The organism is Tritonibacter multivorans (assembly GCF_001458415.1).
In the GTDB taxonomy this organism is placed as follows: Bacteria; Pseudomonadota; Alphaproteobacteria; order Rhodobacterales; family Rhodobacteraceae; genus Epibacterium; species Epibacterium multivorans.
The window spans coordinates 43,089-60,969 of sequence record NZ_CYSD01000024.1 but is presented as its reverse complement, the minus strand read 5'-3'; the positions used below and the strand labels follow the sequence as shown (position 1 = coordinate 60,969).

Below are 17,881 nucleotides of genomic sequence, written 5' to 3'. Positions count from 1 at the left end.
CTATCATGAGCGCACTCGACGAAAAGATTAACGAGCATTTCGCGGGCTACGTGGTCCGCAAAGATCTTGTGAAAGCGGTCAAAGGCAACGCAATCGTTCCAACCTATGTCCTCGAATACCTGCTTGGGCAGTACTGTGCGACTGACGACGAAGCATCAATCGAGAGCGGCATCGAAACCGTCAAAGAAATCCTCAGAAAGCACTACGTTCACAGAAGCGAAGCGGGACTGATCCAATCCACGATCAAGGAAAAGGGACGCTACAAAGTCATCGACCAAATCAGCGTCTCGCTGAACGAAAAAACAGACAGCTACGAGGCCACGTTCGACAACTTGGGCATCAAAAAGGTTGCGGTGGACAGCGGTACGGTCAAAGCGCATCCAAAGCTGCTTGTGACCGGTGTATGGTGTATTGCTGATGTTCAATACGAGTTTTCCGAAGACGCGCGAACGTCTCCGTGGGTGCTCGAGACCATCAAACCCATCCAGATCGCCAAGGTCGATTACGATGGGTACAAGGAGGCGCGCGCGCAATTTACCAAAGACGAGTGGATTGATCTCTTAATGCAGTCAATTGGCTTCAATCCTGAAGCCTTCGGACGTCGCAGCAAGCTTTTGCAGCTGATGCGGCTGATCCCCTTCGTGGAGCGAAACTATAACATCATCGAACTTGGCCCAAAGGGAACGGGTAAATCGCATATCTACTCTGAGTTTTCGCCACACGGGCAGCTGATCTCCGGCGGCGAAGTGACCATCCCGAAGCTGTTTGTAAACAACTCGAATGGGAGGATCGGACTGGTCGGATATTGGGATGTGGTGGCCTTTGATGAATTTGCAGGGCGCGAGAAAACTGCGAACAAGGCCCTGGTCGACATCATGAAAAACTACATGGCAAACAAGACCTTCTCGCGCGGGGTTAACCCCATGGGGGCAGAAGCGAGCTTCGCGTTTGTCGGCAACACAGACCACAATGTGCCATTCATGCTCAAGAACAGCGACTTGTTCGAAGCCCTGCCACCCCAGTTCCATGACTCTGCATTCATTGACCGCCTCCACGCTTATCTGCCTGGCTGGGAGATCGACGTGATCCGAGGCGAGATGTTCACCACTGGCTACGGGTTCATTGTCGACTACCTCGCCGAGATCCTTCGCCATTTGCGCCAAGAAGACTTCTCCAACCGGCCGGACCTGCATTTCAAAGTCAGCGAGAAGATTTCAACCCGTGATCGGGACGCCGTCTACAAGACCATCTCGGGCTTCCTGAAGGTGATTTTCCCTGCCGGAGATGAAACAGCCGATGACGTTGAAGAGCTCTTGCAGCTCGCACTTGAAAGTCGAAAGCGCGTTAAGGACCAATTGTTTCGGATCGATGCGACTTATCCAGATGTCGACTTCTTCTACACTGGCTCTGATGGGGAAAAGCGGCGCGTCCAGACCGTCGAAGAGCAAGAGTTCCCCCAATTCTACTATCTGAAGCCTGCCTTAGACCCAAAGCAGCAGGACCAACCCACTGATGCTGTCGATGATGATATCATCGAAGTCGAATATGAGCCGCGCGACACATCGGAGACCTCAGCGCCCGCCAAGCCGCGCGCCGAAGAGGGTCACCACGTATTCGCCGAAAACCGAAAAGGCATCAGCTACGATAAACTGTTCGGGCCCTATCTGGACGGTGCATCGCGGATCGTAGTGACAGACCCCTACATTCGCTATTTTTACCAGATCAAGAACATGATGGAATTCGTCGAGATGGTGATTCAGCGCAAGGCGTTGGAAGATCAAGTGGCTATCCATCTTGTCACCGGGCCTGATGACGGCAACGTGCAAAAGCAACGCGAATTGCTGGAGAGCATTACCGAGGCATGCATTGGTTCGGGCGTTGATTTCACCTGGGCATTTGATGGTTCAGGGACCGCGCACTCGAGAGACATCGTCACCGATACCGGCTGGAAAATCGTACTTGATCGCGGTTTAGATATTTTCCAAGCGCCTATGCGACGTGACGGGTTCAGCCTAGGCGACCGCCTGCAAGAGCATCGCATGCTGAAGAACTTCTATGTGACCTATGTGCGGCAAGACTAACGGTGAAACTGAGTAGATATTTCAGAAAAGAGCAAAGCCATGTTCCGCGTTGATTTGAACCAAAACCGCTTGTCCCGCCTGTCCCAGAAGCGTTTTTCTGACTTGAACCTGCGCAAGCACGGAGATTTGCAGGAACGGCTTGCGAACGAACCAAAATTGCAGATGCGCAGAAATTAGACGGACGAACGAATGAATAACCAGCCAAAGCCAGATTCGAAGACATACGACGACCTGATCTCGGACGTCAAAAAAGGCATCATCAAAGTACCCAAGTTCCAACGGGATTTCGTCTGGGACTTGAAGGCAACTGCGAAGCTTCTGGACTCGATCCTTAAAGGCTATCCCATCGGGACCTTCATCCTTTGGGAAACGGATCAACGCATCAATGATATAAAAAACATTGGTGGCTTTGACCTACCCGAGACGCCCATAGGGCGCAATGTTCAGTATGTCCTTGATGGGCAGCAACGCATCACTTCCCTCTTCGCGGCTTATCTTGGTGCGCAGATCAGAAAACCCACCGAGAAAAAGGTGACCGACTACAAAGACATCGTCGTGAACCTGGAAGAGAACCTCGAGGAGAAGGAAAAGGACATCGTCACCGTGAAAGACGAGACGGAGGTTTTCATACCTCTGCATGACGTTCTGAACTTTGATTACCAGATGGGCAATGAACTAGAACAGCGTGGTTTTGAGAAACCACAAATCAATCAGATCAGTTCTTATTCCAGCGCCTTTAAGACCTATGCGTTCTCAACCGTCACCCTTCGGCAGAACGATATCGAGTCCGCCATTGAGGTGTTTACTCGAATAAATACAGGGGGAAAGGTTCTCACGCTTTTCGAAATTATGTCGGCCAAGACCTACGACGAAGCCGCTGATTTCGACATGCAGGCCCGTTGGGAGAAGTTCCAGAAAAAACTTAATGACAGCAAGTATGAGAACATTTCTCCCTCTGTTCTTCTGCAAATCCTGAGCCTCGTCATAAGCGAGTCGAAGGAGTGCAAGCGAAAGACGATCCTTGGCCTGGACAAGGCGGACATCATTGCAAGGTGGGATGATGTCATCTCTGCGATCGAGAAGACCATCGATCACTTCCGAACAGTATTGCGGATACCTGTTTCCCAAATTCTGCCCTACGACACTCTTATCGTGCCTTTTGCCTACTTCTTCTTGAAAACGGGCAAGTCACCCAGCGGGCAGCAACGGAAATATCTGGAAGAGCTCTTCTGGCGTTCTTCCTTGTCGCTGCGGTATTCATCGGCAACTGAATCCAAGCTGGCGGCTGATATCAAGAAAGTTGATCTAATCATAGCAGGCCAGCGGCCAGCTTACCCCGAGTTCAAACTTTTCATCAATTCAGCTCAAGATCTTCGTGAAACAGACTTCTCGACCGGGAACGCCATCTGCAAGTCGATCCTGTGCATTCTCGCATATCATGAACCAAAAGATTTCGACACAAACGGTAAAGTGCTTCTGGATAACTCCTATCTCAAGATCGCCAGCAGTAAGAACTACCACCATTTCTTTCCGAGGGCATTTGTCCGCAAACATGGCAGCGATGCAGAAACCCCCTATGCCAACTCGATTGTCAACATCACTTTGGTCAGTGCCGAACTGAACAAGAAGCGGATCGGCGCAAAGGCCCCATCGGTCTATCTAGCGGATTTTGCAGATGAGAACTCAGAATTGAAACACGCGCTGAGCAGCCATCTCATCGAGTTGGATGATGCCTCAGTTGTTCAAGACGATTTCACTGCATTCCTGAAGCGTCGCTCAGAAGTTCTCTATGCCGAAATATTGAAGCGCATCGAACCATCCGAGGCACCTGCTCAGATCGATCCCATCCACGAAATGATCCTCGAGGGGGAAGGCCAGCTGGTAGAGTTTAAATCCACTCTGCGATACGACATGCGTACTGGCGAAGTGAACAAGAAGCTCGAGCACGTGGTCGCCAAGACAGTTGCGGCGTTCATGAATTCTGACGGTGGAAGCCTCTTCATTGGTGTAGATGACCATGGGAATGCCATTGGCCTCGAACTCGACTGCGGCACACTTTCAAAGAAAGATCGGGACGGCTTTCAACTCCACATTGCTAATATCTTCGACAAGTTCCTCGGCAAGGACGTTATGAAGCTCTGGAAACTCAACTGGCCCACCTATGACGACAAACAGATTTGTCATGTTGAGGTCACAAGGGCGAACAAACCCGTTTACGTGATTTCCGAAGGTAAGGAGGAGTTCTTCGTACGCAAAGAAGGATCATCGCAGCCCCTTTCGCGTGCGGAAGAGCATGAATGGAACAAGGGACGCTTCTGAGAAAAGTCCAGAGCCTTGAGCAACGGGGCACCAGAGCGGGAGTCCCGCCCTGGCGCTAAGATCACTCGATGACCGGGTCTTCATCGCGACGAGGGAAGGCGACCATGTCGACGTCGGGGAACATGCTGTGCTTGACGTTGATCGAAGTGATCTTGCCGCTGTCGTCGGTGTTGACGAAGACGACGCCGCAGCGGTCCCAGAAGTTCTTGCCGTCTTTTTCGCCGGATTTGACGTTCAGTTTCAGAGTTTGAGTAGCCATTTTTTGATCCTCACTTTGAGTGTTTCGATGAACATGACCAAAGCTGGCACCAAGGGGCTGTCAGCGAGAAACTTGCCTCGCGAGGAATGCGCTGGCGCAGGGGAATTTTCTTGTTGAAGCGGGGCTTGCCCCGCGTCTGCTACGGCTGCCCGCTTATGTTCAGCAATCAGAAACACGGCATTGAGGATCTGAGTTCGGCCATCAATCTCTGGGCTGGTCCGTCAAAGTTGGCCCGGAATGCTGCAACTACTGCACTGGTCCTGCAGATTGCTCTCAGTCAATATGATCTAACGATCATAAAGCGGAAATATGATCTGCGGATCATACGGCGCAAAAGGCAGCTGCGCGACGTCTTGCGCCAGCAACAATGGCTTCGGCCAATGACTGTGGGAACCCATCCGGCAAGCCTGCGAGTGTCTTGTCCATGGCAGGTTCAAGCTCTGTCGCAATGTCCGACAAGATCTCTTCGGCCAGCGCGACACCAAAACCTGCCGCCTTCGCTGCCTGCAGGAAATGGCGAGGCACCACCTCATTGATCCGATAGTGCCCGTCGACCGCCATTGCGAGGCGCATCCGGTTTTGGCGAATTTGACTGTCATCCACTGCTTTTTGGGCACTCAGCACATCGTAAAGCGGGGTCATACGGAAACCACCAGGGCGCAAAGCGATGCTGAAATTCTTGGCGTGCCCATCCGTCGCTCCCAGGAGCCAAAACAGCACCTGCGCGCGGAAGAAGGCGCGCTGATCCAGCTCGGGATCATCACTGCCCTTCAGCAACTCGACCCCTTCGGTGATCCCTGGCCCGCCATCCATTTGGTATTTTTGACTGGGTGGGACCGATAGCGCCTGACAAAAGTCTTCCTGCGGGAGGCGGATCAATCGGCCATCCTTGGTCCAGCGCCTATCGAACCGCGTCACGACAAGGCTTCGCACGTCTTCGAAGTCGGCAATCTCGACCTCCGCCACATCCATGCCCATGGCGCGGCAAAAGCTCATGCAGAAATACTCGTTTTCAACGCTGTCGGATAGATCAATCCCTGCGGGTAAAACACCTAGCTGAGTCTTGAGGATATGGGTCGTTGGGGTGAGCCCCGATGGACGGATCCACGCGCCCTCATGGCGCAGAAGCGCCGTTTTCTCCTGCGCCCCTGCGATGGAAATGCGGAAGTCGTCTTCCTCGTCCAAGCCTAGCGGAGCGCTCGCGAGGTTGCGCAGCATATCGGCAATCTGCGCCTCAGACACGGGCTCTCCCTCGAGTGTGCCATCCTCTGGGACCTCACCAGAGACGAACTGCAAGGCCCCTACGCAATCGCGCCCGATTTTCTCCAGCATGTGCCAGGCGTCCGTACCGCCTGCACGCACCCGAGCGGCTACGCGCTCACGTATCGCCTGATTGTCCGGCAGCAGATTTTCAAGATAGGCAATGACAGGACCACCTTGGTGCGCCTCTTCGCGCAAAGGCAGCGAAAGCGAGATGGGCATGGCGTGTTGCCACGACAGCCAGTCCGGATCATAGGTGAAGTTGATTGCGCCTGAGCCTGCAAGACGCAAAGCCCCCACCAGCCTTCCATTTAGAAGCACCTGCATAGTGCCGCTACGCCCGCGTTTCGCCATCAGAAGATATCCTCGATCTCAAGCGAGCCACCGCGCTCCACCATTCGGAACTCAAGCCCAAGAGCCGCCATGACAGCGAGCACAGTGGCGAGCTTGGTTCCCGCGTCGCCATTCTCGAGCGACGAAATCGTCGCGACGCGCAAATTCGTGCGCGCGCTGATATCGCTTTGGGTCCAGCCGCGCGCTTTGCGCGTCCGGCGGAGTGCCTCGCCGATCTGCTCGGCCGTTCGTGCTGTGAGGTCCATGACGCGGCTCCTTTTACGGCACAGCGTAAATAAAAACAAATTACGCTGCAACGTAAAAATCTAAATTTTGCGCCACAGCGTAACATGCGATTTGCACTCACACCTGCAGTCCCGCAGCGCGGACCTGTTCTGGCGTCACCAGTTTTGACGCAATCAAATCCTCGATCTGCCGGTTGGTGATGTGGCGGCAAAGGGGATGGCGCTCGTGGATCCACTCGGCGAGGCTCGCTCGGCCTTTGGCTTCGGCCTCTCGCGCCTTCTCGCGGTCGGCCTGGATCTGGGCCAGTCCCTTCTCCCACCGGCGCATCTTGAACCAGTTGTCTGAGAAACAGACCTTGCTGCGCGTGAAGCCCTCGCTTTCCTTGGCATAGGCTTTGACCGCCTGCCTCAGATCATCGGGCTTCACTCCGGCCTTCACAGCTGCTGCGATCAGGCGCAGACTGGTCTGCCGGTCTCGGATCCTGTCCTCGGGATAGACTGCCAAGATCTTCTCAGCTTCAAGATCTTCAACCTCTTCCGCCACCTCGCGCCTGCGCGTAGGTGGTTTATGGATGGTTTTAGGATGGTTTGGGGTCCACCGTGAACCCCGTACCCCGTTCACCGTGGACCCCGTACCGGGTTCAGGCTGGACGGGGTTCACAGTGACCCCCGTCTCAATATCGGGCTCGGCCGTGGGTTCGAGCGCGGCCACGCGTTCCAACACAATCCGGTAAATGACGGTGTAGCCGTTCTTGCAGTGCCGCCGCCCTGTCTCGATCAGAATGCCTTCGCGCAGGAAGTCGATGATGGTGCGCTTCACTGTGCTCTCGCTGAGCTCTGTGTGGCGCTGGATCGTCCCCTTGGAGCACCAGATGCCCGAGCCATCATCGCTCGCCTTATCGGCCAGGAACATGATGATCTGTTTGCGTGCGGCGCTACCAAAGCGACGCTCAGCGCATTCGTTTGCGATGCGCCAGCTCATTGGACCACCTCACCGGTCAGAGGCCACGAAAAAGCGGACTGAGCGTTTGCGGTGTGGCGCTGGCCTGTGCTAATGTACTTCGAAAGCTGACAGGCTTTTTCTATTTGGCCCCGGTTCACAGTTGCCGCTGTGACGGGGCCTTTTTCGTTTTGAACCGGCGAATTTGGCTTTGAAACTTTCGCTTTTTGTTCACTTTTTGTCAGGGGGTGTTTTGCACCCTTAAGCCGTTGTTTTCGCTTATGCTCTTTCTGGATTGCAAATCCGTGTACACCGGTTCGATTCCGGTACTCGCCTCCACATAAAATCAACCACTTAGATCAAAAGCGTCCCCCCCCGGGGCAGCAGTGATCGTGGTTTGATGTCGAAAGCCTCCTCCCTCTTGTCGCCCCGATACGGCTTGGCATAGCCCTGTTTCGGCTGACCCAAATGGCCTGAGCGCGCGCTTCTTCTGCTGTTGATTGTCGGCGGTCCTTCGCCAAGTTGGCATGGATTACCAATCGTTTGGCACGCTATGCGAGGGGGATTTCTTTTTCCTGTGCTTGAATCCGCGTAGAATGCGGCAAAGGCCGTGCGTCTGGAGAAGGAGCCACGTCATGAAGCTAACTGTAAACGGCACGCCCCATGAGGTGAGCGTCGAAGAGGATATGCCCCTTCTGTGGGTCCTGCGGGACGAGCTGGGGGTGACCGGCGTCAAATACGGTTGCGGTGTGGCCCAATGCGGCGCCTGCACCGTCACCCTGAACGGCGAGGCTGTCCGTTCTTGTCAGGTGCCCGCCGCCGACCTCGAGGGCGCCGAGGTCACAACCATCGAAGGTCTGGGCACGCCCGATAATCTGCATATTGTCCAGCAGGCCTGGGAGAAACATCAGGTGGCGCAATGCGGCTATTGCCAGTCCGGCCAGATCATGCAGGCCGCCGCCTTCCTGAGCCAGAACCCAAACCCAACCGACGCTGATATTGACGACGCAATGTCGGGAAATCTGTGCCGCTGTGGCACCTATCCGCGTATTCGCGAGGCCGTCAAAGACGCGGCCAGCATGCTGCAGGGGGCCTGATCGATGAGTAGATTTGGTAAAATTGCCCGCCGTTCGTTTCTGATTGGCTCTGCTGCGGTTGTCGGGGGCGTGGCCTTTGGCGTCTACAAGGCCAAGACCCCGTTTCCGAACCCCAATCTGGATGATCTTGCGCCCGGCAGCGCCAGCTTCAACCCCTGGGTCATTATTGACAGCGACAAGATCACCCTGATCGCGCCCCATGCGGACAAGGGTCAGGGCATTTTCTCGGCGCAGGCGGCGATGATCGCGGAAGAGCTGGATGTCGCGCTGGACGATGTCGAGATCAGCTTTGGCGTGCCCGATCGCGCCTATTACAACACGGCTGCAATGGATGCGATGGCCGGCTATCCGATGTATGACAACAGCCCCGCGGCAGAACGCATGCGCGGTGTACTGGGCGGCGTGATCAAGCTGGTGATGCCGATGATGGCGACCGGCGGCTCTTCGGCGATTCCCGATTCTTATGACAAGCTGCGCGAGGCGGGCGCGATTGCCCGCGAGACGCTGAAACTGGCGGCCTCGCAAAACACCGGCGTGCCGGTGGATCAGCTAAAAACCGAAGGCGGCGCGGTGCTATTCCCCGATGGCAGTGCCGTGAAATACACCGAACTGGCAGAACTGGCGTCGACCATCGACCCGGTAACGGATGTGACCCTGCGCGACCCCAAGGAATGGAAGATCCTCGGCAAGCCGATGAAGCGGGCAGATATGGTGGCGAAATCCACCGGCACGCTGCAATACGGGATCGATTTCCGCACCGAAGGCATGCTGCACGCCACGGTCAAGATGAACCCCCGTCAGGGCGGCGCGCTGAACAGCTATGATGCCTCGGCGGCGGAAAACATGCGCGGTGTGAAAAAGATCCTGCCGGTGCAGAACGGCGTGGCGGTTGTCGCCGACAACACATGGCGCGCCATTCAGGCGGCAAATACGATCACCTTTGACTGGGGTCCTGCCCCCTACCCCGCGGAACAGGACGACCATTGGCACACCTTGGCTGGTGCGTTCTCGGAAGAATTCCTGAACGCCGATGCCCGCACCGTCGGCGACGCCGGCGCGGCAGAGGGCACGTCTGTGATTGGCGAATACCGCTCGCCCTATCTGGCCCATGCGCCGCTGGAGCCGTTGAACGCCACCGTTCTGGTCACCGATGACCGCGTCGACATTTGGACCGGTCACCAGATCCAGACCATGCTGGAACAGCGCGTCGCGGACATCACTGGCCATGACGTCGAAAACGTCCATCTGCACAATATGTTCATGGGCGGCAGCTTTGGTCACCGGTTGGAGTTCGGCTTTGTCGATCAAGCCGCCGAGATCGCCAATCAGATACGCGGGACGCCCGTCCAGCTGACCTATTCCCGCGAAGAAGACTTTGCCCATGACTACCCCCGCCACATCACCATGGGGCGCGGTGTTGCCAAGGTGAAGGACGGCAAGGTCAATGCGCTGGATGTTCAGATCGCCGGTCAGTCAGTGATGAAATCGCAGATGGGCCGCATTGGCATGAGCCTGCCCGGCCCCGACGCGCAGCTGCACGAAGGCGCTTGGGATGCGCCCTATTTCAACCTGCTGAACCTGCGGGTGCGGTCCTATGCGGTGGAAAACCTTGCGCCGGTGTCGTCGTGGCGCGCTGTGGGCGCGGGTCCCAATGTGTTCATCTATGAAACGCTTTTGGACGAGGCGATCCATGCCGCAGGCGCGGACCCGCTGATGGAGCGGATCCGACTGATGGGCCATGAACCATCGGTCAAAGTGCTGGAAGCCGTAGGTGACATGTGCAACTGGGCCGGTGCGGATCTTGGCAATGGCCGGGGGCGCGGCGTGGCCTATGGGTTCTCCTTTGGGGTGCCGGTGGCCACCATTGTTGAGGTGGTGAACACCGACGATGCGATCAAGCTGGAAAAGGTCTGGGTCGCAGGTGACGTGGGCAAGGTGATTGACCCTGTAAACCTCGACAACCTCGCCAAAGGCGGCACGGTCTTTGGTCTGGGCCACGCAATGAACTGCGAAATCACCTATTCCGACGGCATGGCGGAACAGGCGAACTATTATGATTTCGAGGCCATGCGCCTGAACCAATGCCCCGAGATCGAGTTCCGCGCGCTGGAAAACGGTGAGAAAATCCGTGGTTTTGGCGAACCGCCGATCCCGCCGTCAGCGCCTGCGCTTGGCAATGCGATCTTTGCGGCCACCGGCAAACGCATCCGCGAAATGCCATTTAACAAGCACATCGACTTCGTCTGAAAACCGCAAAGCCTGCCTCCGATATGGGGAGGCAGGCTGTCGCCGTCATGGCATGGCTCAGGCCGTTTCCGCAAGCGGCTCTTCTTTGGCTGCGCCCTGATCCGGCAGGACAATCCGGAAACACGCGCCCTCGCCTTCGTTGGTGGCCGAGATCACGCCGCCCATGTCCCGTATGGTGCCAAAGCTGATCGACAGCCCCAGCCCTGTGCCTTTGCCCGGTTCCTTGGTGGTAAAGAAGGGCTCAAACAGCTTGTCCATCACGGCCTCTGGAATGCCGCCGCCCGTGTCGCGCACGGTCAGGACGTGGCCATCCGGCGTGCCGAATTCGGCATCAATGGTGATGCGTCCTTCATTACTGCCCTCGGCCAGTTTGCGCGCCTCAATGGCGTCGCGCCCGTTCGAGATCAGGTTGAGCAGCACCTGTTCAAAAATGACCCGTTCCCCCAGCACGGTGGCATCGACGTCTTCCGGTACGGAAACGCGCAAACCAATGTCGAGGGTCTGCAGCTGCGCCCGCGCCAGGCTGGCCACTTCGGTCAGGCTGTCGCGCAGATCGAATGGGGTTTGTTCACCGCTGGCCTCGCGACCGAAGATCCGCATGTGATTGATGATCTGCGACGCGCGCTCGGTCTGTTCGCCCATCCGTTCCAGTTTGCTGCGCAGATAATCAAAGTCGCCTTTGCCGCGATCAATCCGTTTCACACAGTTGGTGGCCGCCATGCGGATCACGCCAAGAGGCTGGTTCAGCTCGTGGGCAATGCCGGTCGCCATTTCGCCCAAAGTGGCCAGTTTTGAGGCCTGGATCAGCTGGTTTTCAGACTGTCGCAGATCGGTGATATCCTTTGCGGACAGAACGGTGCCGATGCCATCGACCTGACTTTGCACCGTCAACAGCACCCGGTCGGGGGCACAGTTCAGTTCGCGTGGCGTGCCAGAGCTGCAGGCCAAGCGCCCGGTGATCCAGTCCTGCGCGGTGGTGCCTTCGGCCAGCGCGTCCTTAAACACCCCAAGACGCACGCCCACCTCAAGATACCCTTTGAGCGTAAACTGCTCGTGGCCGATGGTGGACAGGATGGTGTCGTTTGCACGGCGGAAAGCCGCATTGAGGAACAGGACGCTGCCATCCAAACCAAAGATTGCCACCTGTTCTTCGACCTGATCAAAGGCCGAAATCAGACGTTGCTGTTTAAGCCTTGCGGATTCGATTTCTTCCATGGCATCGCGAAAGACCACGGTTGCCCGCGCCATATCCCCGATTTCATCCTCGCGGTCCGTATCGGGAATAAAGACACGGCTGTCGCCGAACTGTTCATTCTTGGAGATCTCCGTGAGACATTTGACCAGAACCTCCACCCGTGCTTTGCGGTTCAGCAAGAACCGATGCTGTTCCTGAAGCCTGTGACGTTCCTGAGACAGCGATTGGGCCATATCGTTGAAACAACTGGCCGTCACGGCCAGTTCGTCCCGCCCGCGCACTTTGATCCGATGGTTCAGATCGCCGCTGGAGATGGCCCCCGCCCCTTTTTGCAGCCAATGCAGCTGGTGGGTCAGAACAGACCCCAGAAGATATCCAAAGACCGCAACGAGCGACATGCCGATAACGGCAATAAGAATGTTCCAGCGCAACGCAGACGCAAGCTCCGCCTCGATTGCGCGGGTGGACATGCCCAGTTCAATCACCCCAAAGGTCGTGCCTGAAACGATGATCGGCAGCTGGAGGTCAATCATATGGTCGCTGCGGGCGCTGTCGAAATCCGCATCCGCCACGAACGGGCGCGCGAGAGCTTCGGCATCGCCGCCCGCTGACAGAACCACGCCAGACGGGCTGAGCACGCGAAGATATTCCAGCTCTTCCCCGAATAAGGCGGTTGCAATTGTGGCATCCAGCGTCGCCAGATCCGTGGCAATCACCGCATCAGAGACCGCGTTTGAAAACACCCGCGCGGTGGTTTCTGCCCGTTGAAACAACTGGGTGGCGGCAGAGCCACCCAGAGCAAACTGGTTGATCATAATGAGGATTGCCATAACCGTCAGTTCAATCAGTGCAATCCCCAGAACTGTCTTTAATCGGAAGGACATACAGCATCCCCCTTACGAGAAATACCGGTTTCATCCCGCGACATTTCCAGTGACCGCACATCATCCCAGGCGCTATCACCTGCGGCGACAAAGCCTTTCATGCCGATCCCCGTCACAAGGGTTGGCTGTGCCTCGGCAATGGTCATCAAAGCGCCCTGAATGCCATCGCGCAATTGCGCATCCACCGCGCCGTGCACCGCGATCGCATGGGGGGTATAGCCCGGGGTTTCCTGAATGATCTGCAGCTGCGCCCGGATTTCGGGATCAACCGCATTGAAGGTCCGCGTGACCCCACCGCCTGCCACCATCAGACCAGCCGCCACTGCGCGGTAAACGCTGTCGTGGGATTTCACATAGGCAGGGTCGAACTCCACCCCGTTTTCAGCCAGCAGCGCGCGGTTCAGGATGCTGGCGCCAAACGCTCCTGGAGAAGGGAAAGCAACCGTGCCGCCCTGCAGCCCCTCCAGATCTTCGAAACTGGCATCCGCCCGCGCCACCAGCACACCTTTGAGGCGTTTGTCGGACTGATGCGCAATGGCGGTGTACGACGCCTCGCTCGAGAAGATCGTGTAGTGCATCGGGTTCATATAGGCGACGTCAAACGCGCCGGATGCAAGACAGGCCTCAAAGGTGGGAATGTCCTTGGTGGTGCGAAAGCGGAAGGTGACGCCCGTTTGCGCGCTCAGCTCTGCCAGAAACGGGCCCCACATCTTGGCCAATCGGCTGGCAGATTGCTGCGGCACAATGCCAAAGGTCAGAACCTGCCCCCCGGCCCCACTGCTGGCCATGGCGGGTTGTGCAAAATGGGCACCGCCGAAGACGGCCATGGCGGCCAAAACCGACGTCAGCTGTTTGAACACAGGTTTCATGCGGCATCTCCTGCGGCTTTGACATTTGCGGCATGCACACCTTCGGTGGTGCTCTGAACACGTTCCAAAAGATTCTCGGCCCGGTCCGGATCCTCAAAATAAGCCATGCCTTCACCTGCACCTGCGGTGATCGCTGCGATCAGCGCATCCGCATCCAGGGGTTTGGACAGGAAATCCACAGCGCCGATCTGGACCGAGGACTTCAGCGCACTTGGGTCGCCGCTCAGAACAACAAAATTGAGGTCGCGTCCAGGGAAACGGGCCTGCGCACGGGACACCAGCTGGATGCCATTGGACATGTCGCCCGAGGGATCAACAAAGTGGACATCTGTGACAACAACGCCAATGAACGGGTACCATTCCAGCACCTCAAGCGCCATGTCGACACTGTCCGCGATAATCGCGTTCCACCCTTCGAGATCGACAATGTCCTTCAGCTCTTCAAGCGCGTCCCGGTCGTCATCGACCAGAAGAACGGTCAGTTGCTGGTTCGGGGTCTCATCTGCTTTAGAACTCATGCCTAATCTCCTCATAACGTTACTTTACGGCTTCAGCATGCGGTCAGTGTACCTTTGTACACAATTCTAAAAGTGCCCCCCTATCCGCCTGAGCGGCGGCGCCCTGTTCAAAAGGCGTATACACCCTATACGCGTGTAAAATTGTTTGTTTTTGGCCTTAAGCAGCGTCTGACCGACCTTCGATCAGGTCAATTAAGTCTTCAACATCAAGGGGTTTGGCGAAACACGCCGAAGCCCCCAAGGCCAAAGCATCCTCCCGAGAACTCTCTGCGCCATGGCCGCTGACCACGACAACACGGCCTTTGAACCCCTGCTCCGATAGTTTCCGCAACAGCTCCAATCCGCCCACTTTGGGCATCTTTAGATCCGTTACCACAACATCAAAGCTCTCTTCCGCGAGCTCTTCCAGAGCTTCGGGAACGGAGGCGGCGGCCACCACCTCGTAATCTTCCAGTTCGAGAGATTCCTGAAGTTCTTCGCGCAAGAGCGGCTCGTCATCTACGATCAGAATATTGGTCATGTCACCTCCGGTCTGTGTCGTCAGTGTGGCCGTCAGAGTTTAACGGCCTCTTGCCGCGCGCAGGCCCATTGCCCCACCCACCACAAATCCATCAGAAAATATGTCTATACTCACGGACGGATAGGTCAGATTAGCCTGCGGTCACGGTGGCAGCGGCGCGCATTCGGACAGGCGACGCGCGCAAATTTGCCCCCCTGCCTCACTCGGCGTGGATCAGAAATCGGCTGGAGCCGCAGCGGTGTTGCGCTGGCTTAGGCCTCTTTGAGGAAATTGGAGACGGGCACCACACCTTCGGTTTCCGCAAGCGCGGCCCACAGGCTGCGGGCAACCGTGCGCAGGGTAAAGTCCATCGCCTGTTTGCTGCGGTAGATCAGGAACATATCCTTGGGCGCCACCTGATACCCGGGCAGGATTTCAACAATGCGCCCAGACGCCAGGGCCTCGGACACCACGGCCAGGGGCGCGCGCGAAAAGCCCATGCCATCCAGCACCGCGCGCTGGATCAGGTCGGGGCTGCCCACCGTCATCCCCACCGGCACATTGACATGCTGCGTCGCCCCATCCTGAAGGATCGGCAGGCGCGAGGCATTTGGGTCATCGGAAAACCGGATAAAGCGCAGCCGCTGCAGGTCTTCGGGCACCTGCGGGTGGCCATGGCGTTCCAGATACTCGGGCGTGGCAAAGAGCACCGTGTGAATGGACGCAATCTTGCGCGCAACGCCACCGCTGTCGCCCAGTTTTCCTGTGCGCAGCAGCAGATCATAGGGTTCGTTCAGAATATCCACAAACCGGTCTTCGAGATGGATCATCGGTTCCAGCTCAGGGTGGCGCTGCTTGAGCGAAATCAGCGCAGGCCCGGTGGTCAGCTGGCCCAAATAGGACCCCATCGACACCCGCACCACCCCCTGCACGCGGCCTTTGCGGCTGTTCATTGCATTGAGCAACCCGCCGTAATTCCCCAGAATTTCCTGCGCATGGTCATAGACCACTTGGCCAGCTTCGGTCACCCGCACGCCGCTGGGGCTGCGTTGCAGGAGCTCTTGATCAAAGAACCGCTCCAGCGCCTGAATCTGCTGGCTGGCGGCCGACTGGCTGATTTTCACCCGCTTGCTGGCGCGGTTCACGCTGCCGCTGTCGACGGCCTCGACAAAGGTTTGAAATGCTGTCAGCCTGTCCATATGAGCCTGCTCCCTGATCGCACGGTCCGCGGTTATTAGCTCATCTAATACCCCCTATCAGAATTACAATTCTCCCGGGCCGGGAAATCTTGCCCCATATTGCAAGCGTGGCGCTGACTGCTGTTGGGCATCGGCGCTGCTGCTTTGATTTCATGCCCCAAGGAGGGTTTCTGATGACTTCCACCCGCAGAACATTTCTTGCTGCCGCCGCCGCAGCCCCGCTGGCTGCTGGCCTTCTTCCGGCTGTGGCCCGCGCAGGCTCCGGCCATTCTCAGGCCGCGGCCCATCAGGTAGCAGGCGTCCAACGCCGCAAGGTCGGTGAGGCCACTGTCACCGCCCTGCTGGATGGCTATCTGGATGTGGCCCCGGCCCTGATGTCGACCTATGACGCCGAAGCGGCCGGCCAGTCGCTGGCGCGCTATGGCCAGACCATGCAGGCAGACGGGCTGCGCATTCCGGTCAATGGCTATCTGATTCAGGCAGGCGGCAATACTACCCTGATCGACACCGGCACGTCGAACCTCTTTGCGCCGACCCTTGGCACATTGGGGGCAAACCTCGCCGCTGCCGGGGTGAGCCCGGAAGAGATTGATCAGGTGATCCTGACCCACATGCATGTGGACCACGTCGGCGGCCTGATCGACGCAGGCGGTGCGGCGATGTTCCCCAACGCCGAGCTGATCGTGTCCCAGACCGAATGGGATTTCTGGTACAGCGACGAGATGCGCACTGCCGCAGGCGAAGGGGCGGCTGCCTTCTTCCAAGCGGCACGCATGACCACCACGCCCTATCAGGACCGTCTGAAGCTGGTAACAGGGGATGCGGATCTTGGCGGCGGTCTGTCGACGCAGGCGCTGCCGGGGCACACGCCGGGCCATCAGGGGGTTCTGCTGAACTCTGGCGATGACAGCCTGCTGTTCTGGGGCGATGTCATCCATATGACCGGCATTCAGTTTGCCTACCCGGATGTGACGCTGGCCTTTGACACCGATGCTGAGGTGACCAAAGCAACCCGCGCCAAAATGCTTGATATGGCAGCGGCCGATGGGCTGCGCGTGACGGGGTCGCATCTGGATTTCCCGGGCTTTGGTCTGGTTCTGCGCGACGGCGACGCCTATCGCTTCCAGGCGGCACCCTGGGACTACGCGCTGTAAATCAACCTATACAGATCTCCGGGGGCTTAACCCTCGGGGATCTCGTTGACCCATTTTGGCTGGTGATAGCCTTTCTGCACCGCAGGCCGCGCGCGAATGTCCTGATACCAGCGGCGCACATTGGGAAAGGCGCTCAGGTCGATGCCCTGCCATTCATAGCGCGACACCCAGGGCCAGATCGCCATATCAGCAATCGAATAGGCCCCCGCCACAAACTCCCCCTGCCCCAGCCGAGTGTCGAGCACGCCGTATAGCCGCCGTGCCTCGGTCGCGTAGCGTTCCTCGGCATAGTCGGACTTGCCGCGGTTATAGTGCAGAAAGTGATGCGCCTGCCCCAGCATGGGGCCGAAACCGCCCATCTGCCACATCAGCCATTCCATCACCTCGAGCCGCTGGTCCGGGCCCAGAAAGCCACCGTAGCGTTCAGCCAGATAGACCATGATCGCTCCGCTTTCCATCATCGAGACCCCGGTGTCATGGTCCACAATTGCCGGGATTTTATTGTTGGGGCTGATCTTCAGGAAGTCGGGTGCAAACTGATCGCCTGCGCCAGTGTCCACTGGAATGGCTGTGTAAGGCAGGCCCAGTTCTTCCAGCAGGATCGACACTTTCCGCCCGTTTGGCGTGGTCCATGTGTAAAGATCAATCATTGCCTGCCCCCTTAAGCGACCTCTGTCTGCGGCTATCCTAGGGGAAAACTCCGCGGCTGAGCGGGAAAAAGCCAAAACCCGAAAAAATGTTGAGAAAAGACAATCTAGAACGAAGAAAGGGGCCAAAATGGC

At 57.3% G+C, this 17,881-nt stretch carries 15 protein-coding genes; 5 read left to right on the top strand and 10 right to left on the bottom strand.

Going from position 1 to position 17,881, the window contains the following annotated elements:
* The first annotated feature begins 5 nt into the window (after positions 1–5).
* Together brxL and TRM7557_RS08445 are read left to right on the top strand one after the other, a co-directional pair.
* On the top strand, positions 6–2,081 hold the full coding sequence (gene brxL, locus TRM7557_RS08450) for a BREX system Lon protease-like protein BrxL (protein WP_058289790.1): 2,076 nt from the start codon (positions 6–8) through the stop codon (positions 2,079–2,081).
* Between the two features lie 189 nt (positions 2,082–2,270).
* The gene (locus TRM7557_RS08445) at positions 2,271–4,400 is read left to right on the top strand and encodes a GmrSD restriction endonuclease domain-containing protein (protein ID WP_058289789.1); all 2,130 of its coding nucleotides are present in this window, start codon (positions 2,271–2,273) and stop codon (positions 4,398–4,400) included.
* Between the two features lie 61 nt (positions 4,401–4,461).
* On the opposite strand, the gene TRM7557_RS08440 is transcribed toward TRM7557_RS08445, so the two are convergent.
* The 4 genes from TRM7557_RS08440 to TRM7557_RS08425 all read right to left on the bottom strand — a co-directional run bounded on the left by TRM7557_RS08440 (position 4,462) and on the right by TRM7557_RS08425 (position 7,479).
* Positions 4,462–4,659, bottom strand: coding sequence for a hypothetical protein (locus TRM7557_RS08440; protein WP_058289788.1), 198 nt, complete (start codon positions 4,657–4,659; stop codon positions 4,462–4,464).
* Positions 4,660–4,980: 321 nt separating this feature from the next.
* Positions 4,981–6,246 carry a type II toxin-antitoxin system HipA family toxin gene (locus tag TRM7557_RS08435; RefSeq protein ID WP_235811433.1) on the bottom strand — a complete coding sequence of 422 codons (1,266 nt, stop codon included), beginning with the start codon at positions 6,244–6,246 and terminating at the stop codon, positions 4,981–4,983.
* Between the two features lie 26 nt (positions 6,247–6,272).
* Positions 6,273–6,518 carry a helix-turn-helix domain-containing protein gene (locus tag TRM7557_RS08430; protein ID WP_058289786.1) on the bottom strand — a complete coding sequence of 82 codons (246 nt, stop codon included), beginning with the start codon at positions 6,516–6,518 and terminating at the stop codon, positions 6,273–6,275.
* A gap of 97 nt (positions 6,519–6,615) precedes the next feature.
* A complete protein-coding gene (locus tag TRM7557_RS08425; RefSeq protein WP_058289785.1) occupies positions 6,616–7,479 on the bottom strand; it encodes a hypothetical protein in 864 nt (287 codons plus the stop codon).
* Between the two features lie 593 nt (positions 7,480–8,072).
* On the opposite strand from TRM7557_RS08425, the gene TRM7557_RS08420 reads away from it, so the two are divergent.
* Together TRM7557_RS08420 and TRM7557_RS08415 are read left to right on the top strand one after the other, a co-directional pair.
* Positions 8,073–8,534: a (2Fe-2S)-binding protein gene (locus TRM7557_RS08420; protein ID WP_058289784.1), complete on the top strand. Its 462-nt coding sequence runs from the start codon at positions 8,073–8,075 to the stop codon at positions 8,532–8,534.
* Positions 8,535–8,537: 3 nt separating this feature from the next.
* A complete protein-coding gene (locus TRM7557_RS08415; RefSeq protein WP_058289783.1) occupies positions 8,538–10,781 on the top strand; it encodes a xanthine dehydrogenase family protein molybdopterin-binding subunit in 2,244 nt (747 codons plus the stop codon).
* A gap of 57 nt (positions 10,782–10,838) precedes the next feature.
* On the opposite strand, the gene TRM7557_RS08410 is transcribed toward TRM7557_RS08415, so the two are convergent.
* The 5 genes from TRM7557_RS08410 to TRM7557_RS08390 form a co-directional block, all read right to left on the bottom strand.
* Positions 10,839–12,860 carry an ATP-binding protein gene (locus TRM7557_RS08410; protein ID WP_058289782.1) on the bottom strand — a complete coding sequence of 674 codons (2,022 nt, stop codon included), beginning with the start codon at positions 12,858–12,860 and terminating at the stop codon, positions 10,839–10,841.
* Positions 12,845–13,729, bottom strand: a complete 885-nt coding sequence (locus TRM7557_RS08405; protein ID WP_207382647.1) for a phosphate/phosphite/phosphonate ABC transporter substrate-binding protein — start codon at positions 13,727–13,729, stop codon at positions 12,845–12,847. Before TRM7557_RS08405 ends, TRM7557_RS08410 begins: the two co-directional genes overlap by 16 nt.
* Positions 13,726–14,247: a response regulator gene (locus tag TRM7557_RS08400; protein ID WP_058289781.1), complete on the bottom strand. Its 522-nt coding sequence runs from the start codon at positions 14,245–14,247 to the stop codon at positions 13,726–13,728. The genes TRM7557_RS08405 and TRM7557_RS08400 overlap by 4 nt, the downstream gene beginning before the upstream one ends.
* A 157-nt stretch (positions 14,248–14,404) precedes the next feature.
* Positions 14,405–14,767 carry a response regulator gene (locus tag TRM7557_RS08395; RefSeq protein WP_058289780.1) on the bottom strand — a complete coding sequence of 121 codons (363 nt, stop codon included), beginning with the start codon at positions 14,765–14,767 and terminating at the stop codon, positions 14,405–14,407.
* A 251-nt stretch (positions 14,768–15,018) separates the two neighbouring features.
* Positions 15,019–15,945: a LysR family transcriptional regulator gene (locus TRM7557_RS08390; RefSeq protein ID WP_058289779.1), complete on the bottom strand. Its 927-nt coding sequence runs from the start codon at positions 15,943–15,945 to the stop codon at positions 15,019–15,021.
* A gap of 173 nt (positions 15,946–16,118) precedes the next feature.
* Between TRM7557_RS08390 and TRM7557_RS08385 the strand changes: the two genes are divergently transcribed.
* Positions 16,119–17,099 (top strand): MBL fold metallo-hydrolase, encoded by a 981-nt coding sequence (locus tag TRM7557_RS08385; protein WP_058289778.1) that lies wholly within the window; start codon positions 16,119–16,121, stop codon positions 17,097–17,099.
* Between the two features lie 26 nt (positions 17,100–17,125).
* Here TRM7557_RS08385 and TRM7557_RS08380 read toward each other — a convergent pair whose 3' ends face one another.
* The gene (locus tag TRM7557_RS08380; RefSeq protein WP_058289777.1) at positions 17,126–17,749 is read right to left on the bottom strand and encodes a glutathione S-transferase family protein; all 624 of its coding nucleotides are present in this window, start codon (positions 17,747–17,749) and stop codon (positions 17,126–17,128) included.
* Positions 17,750–17,881: the final 132 nt, after the last annotated feature.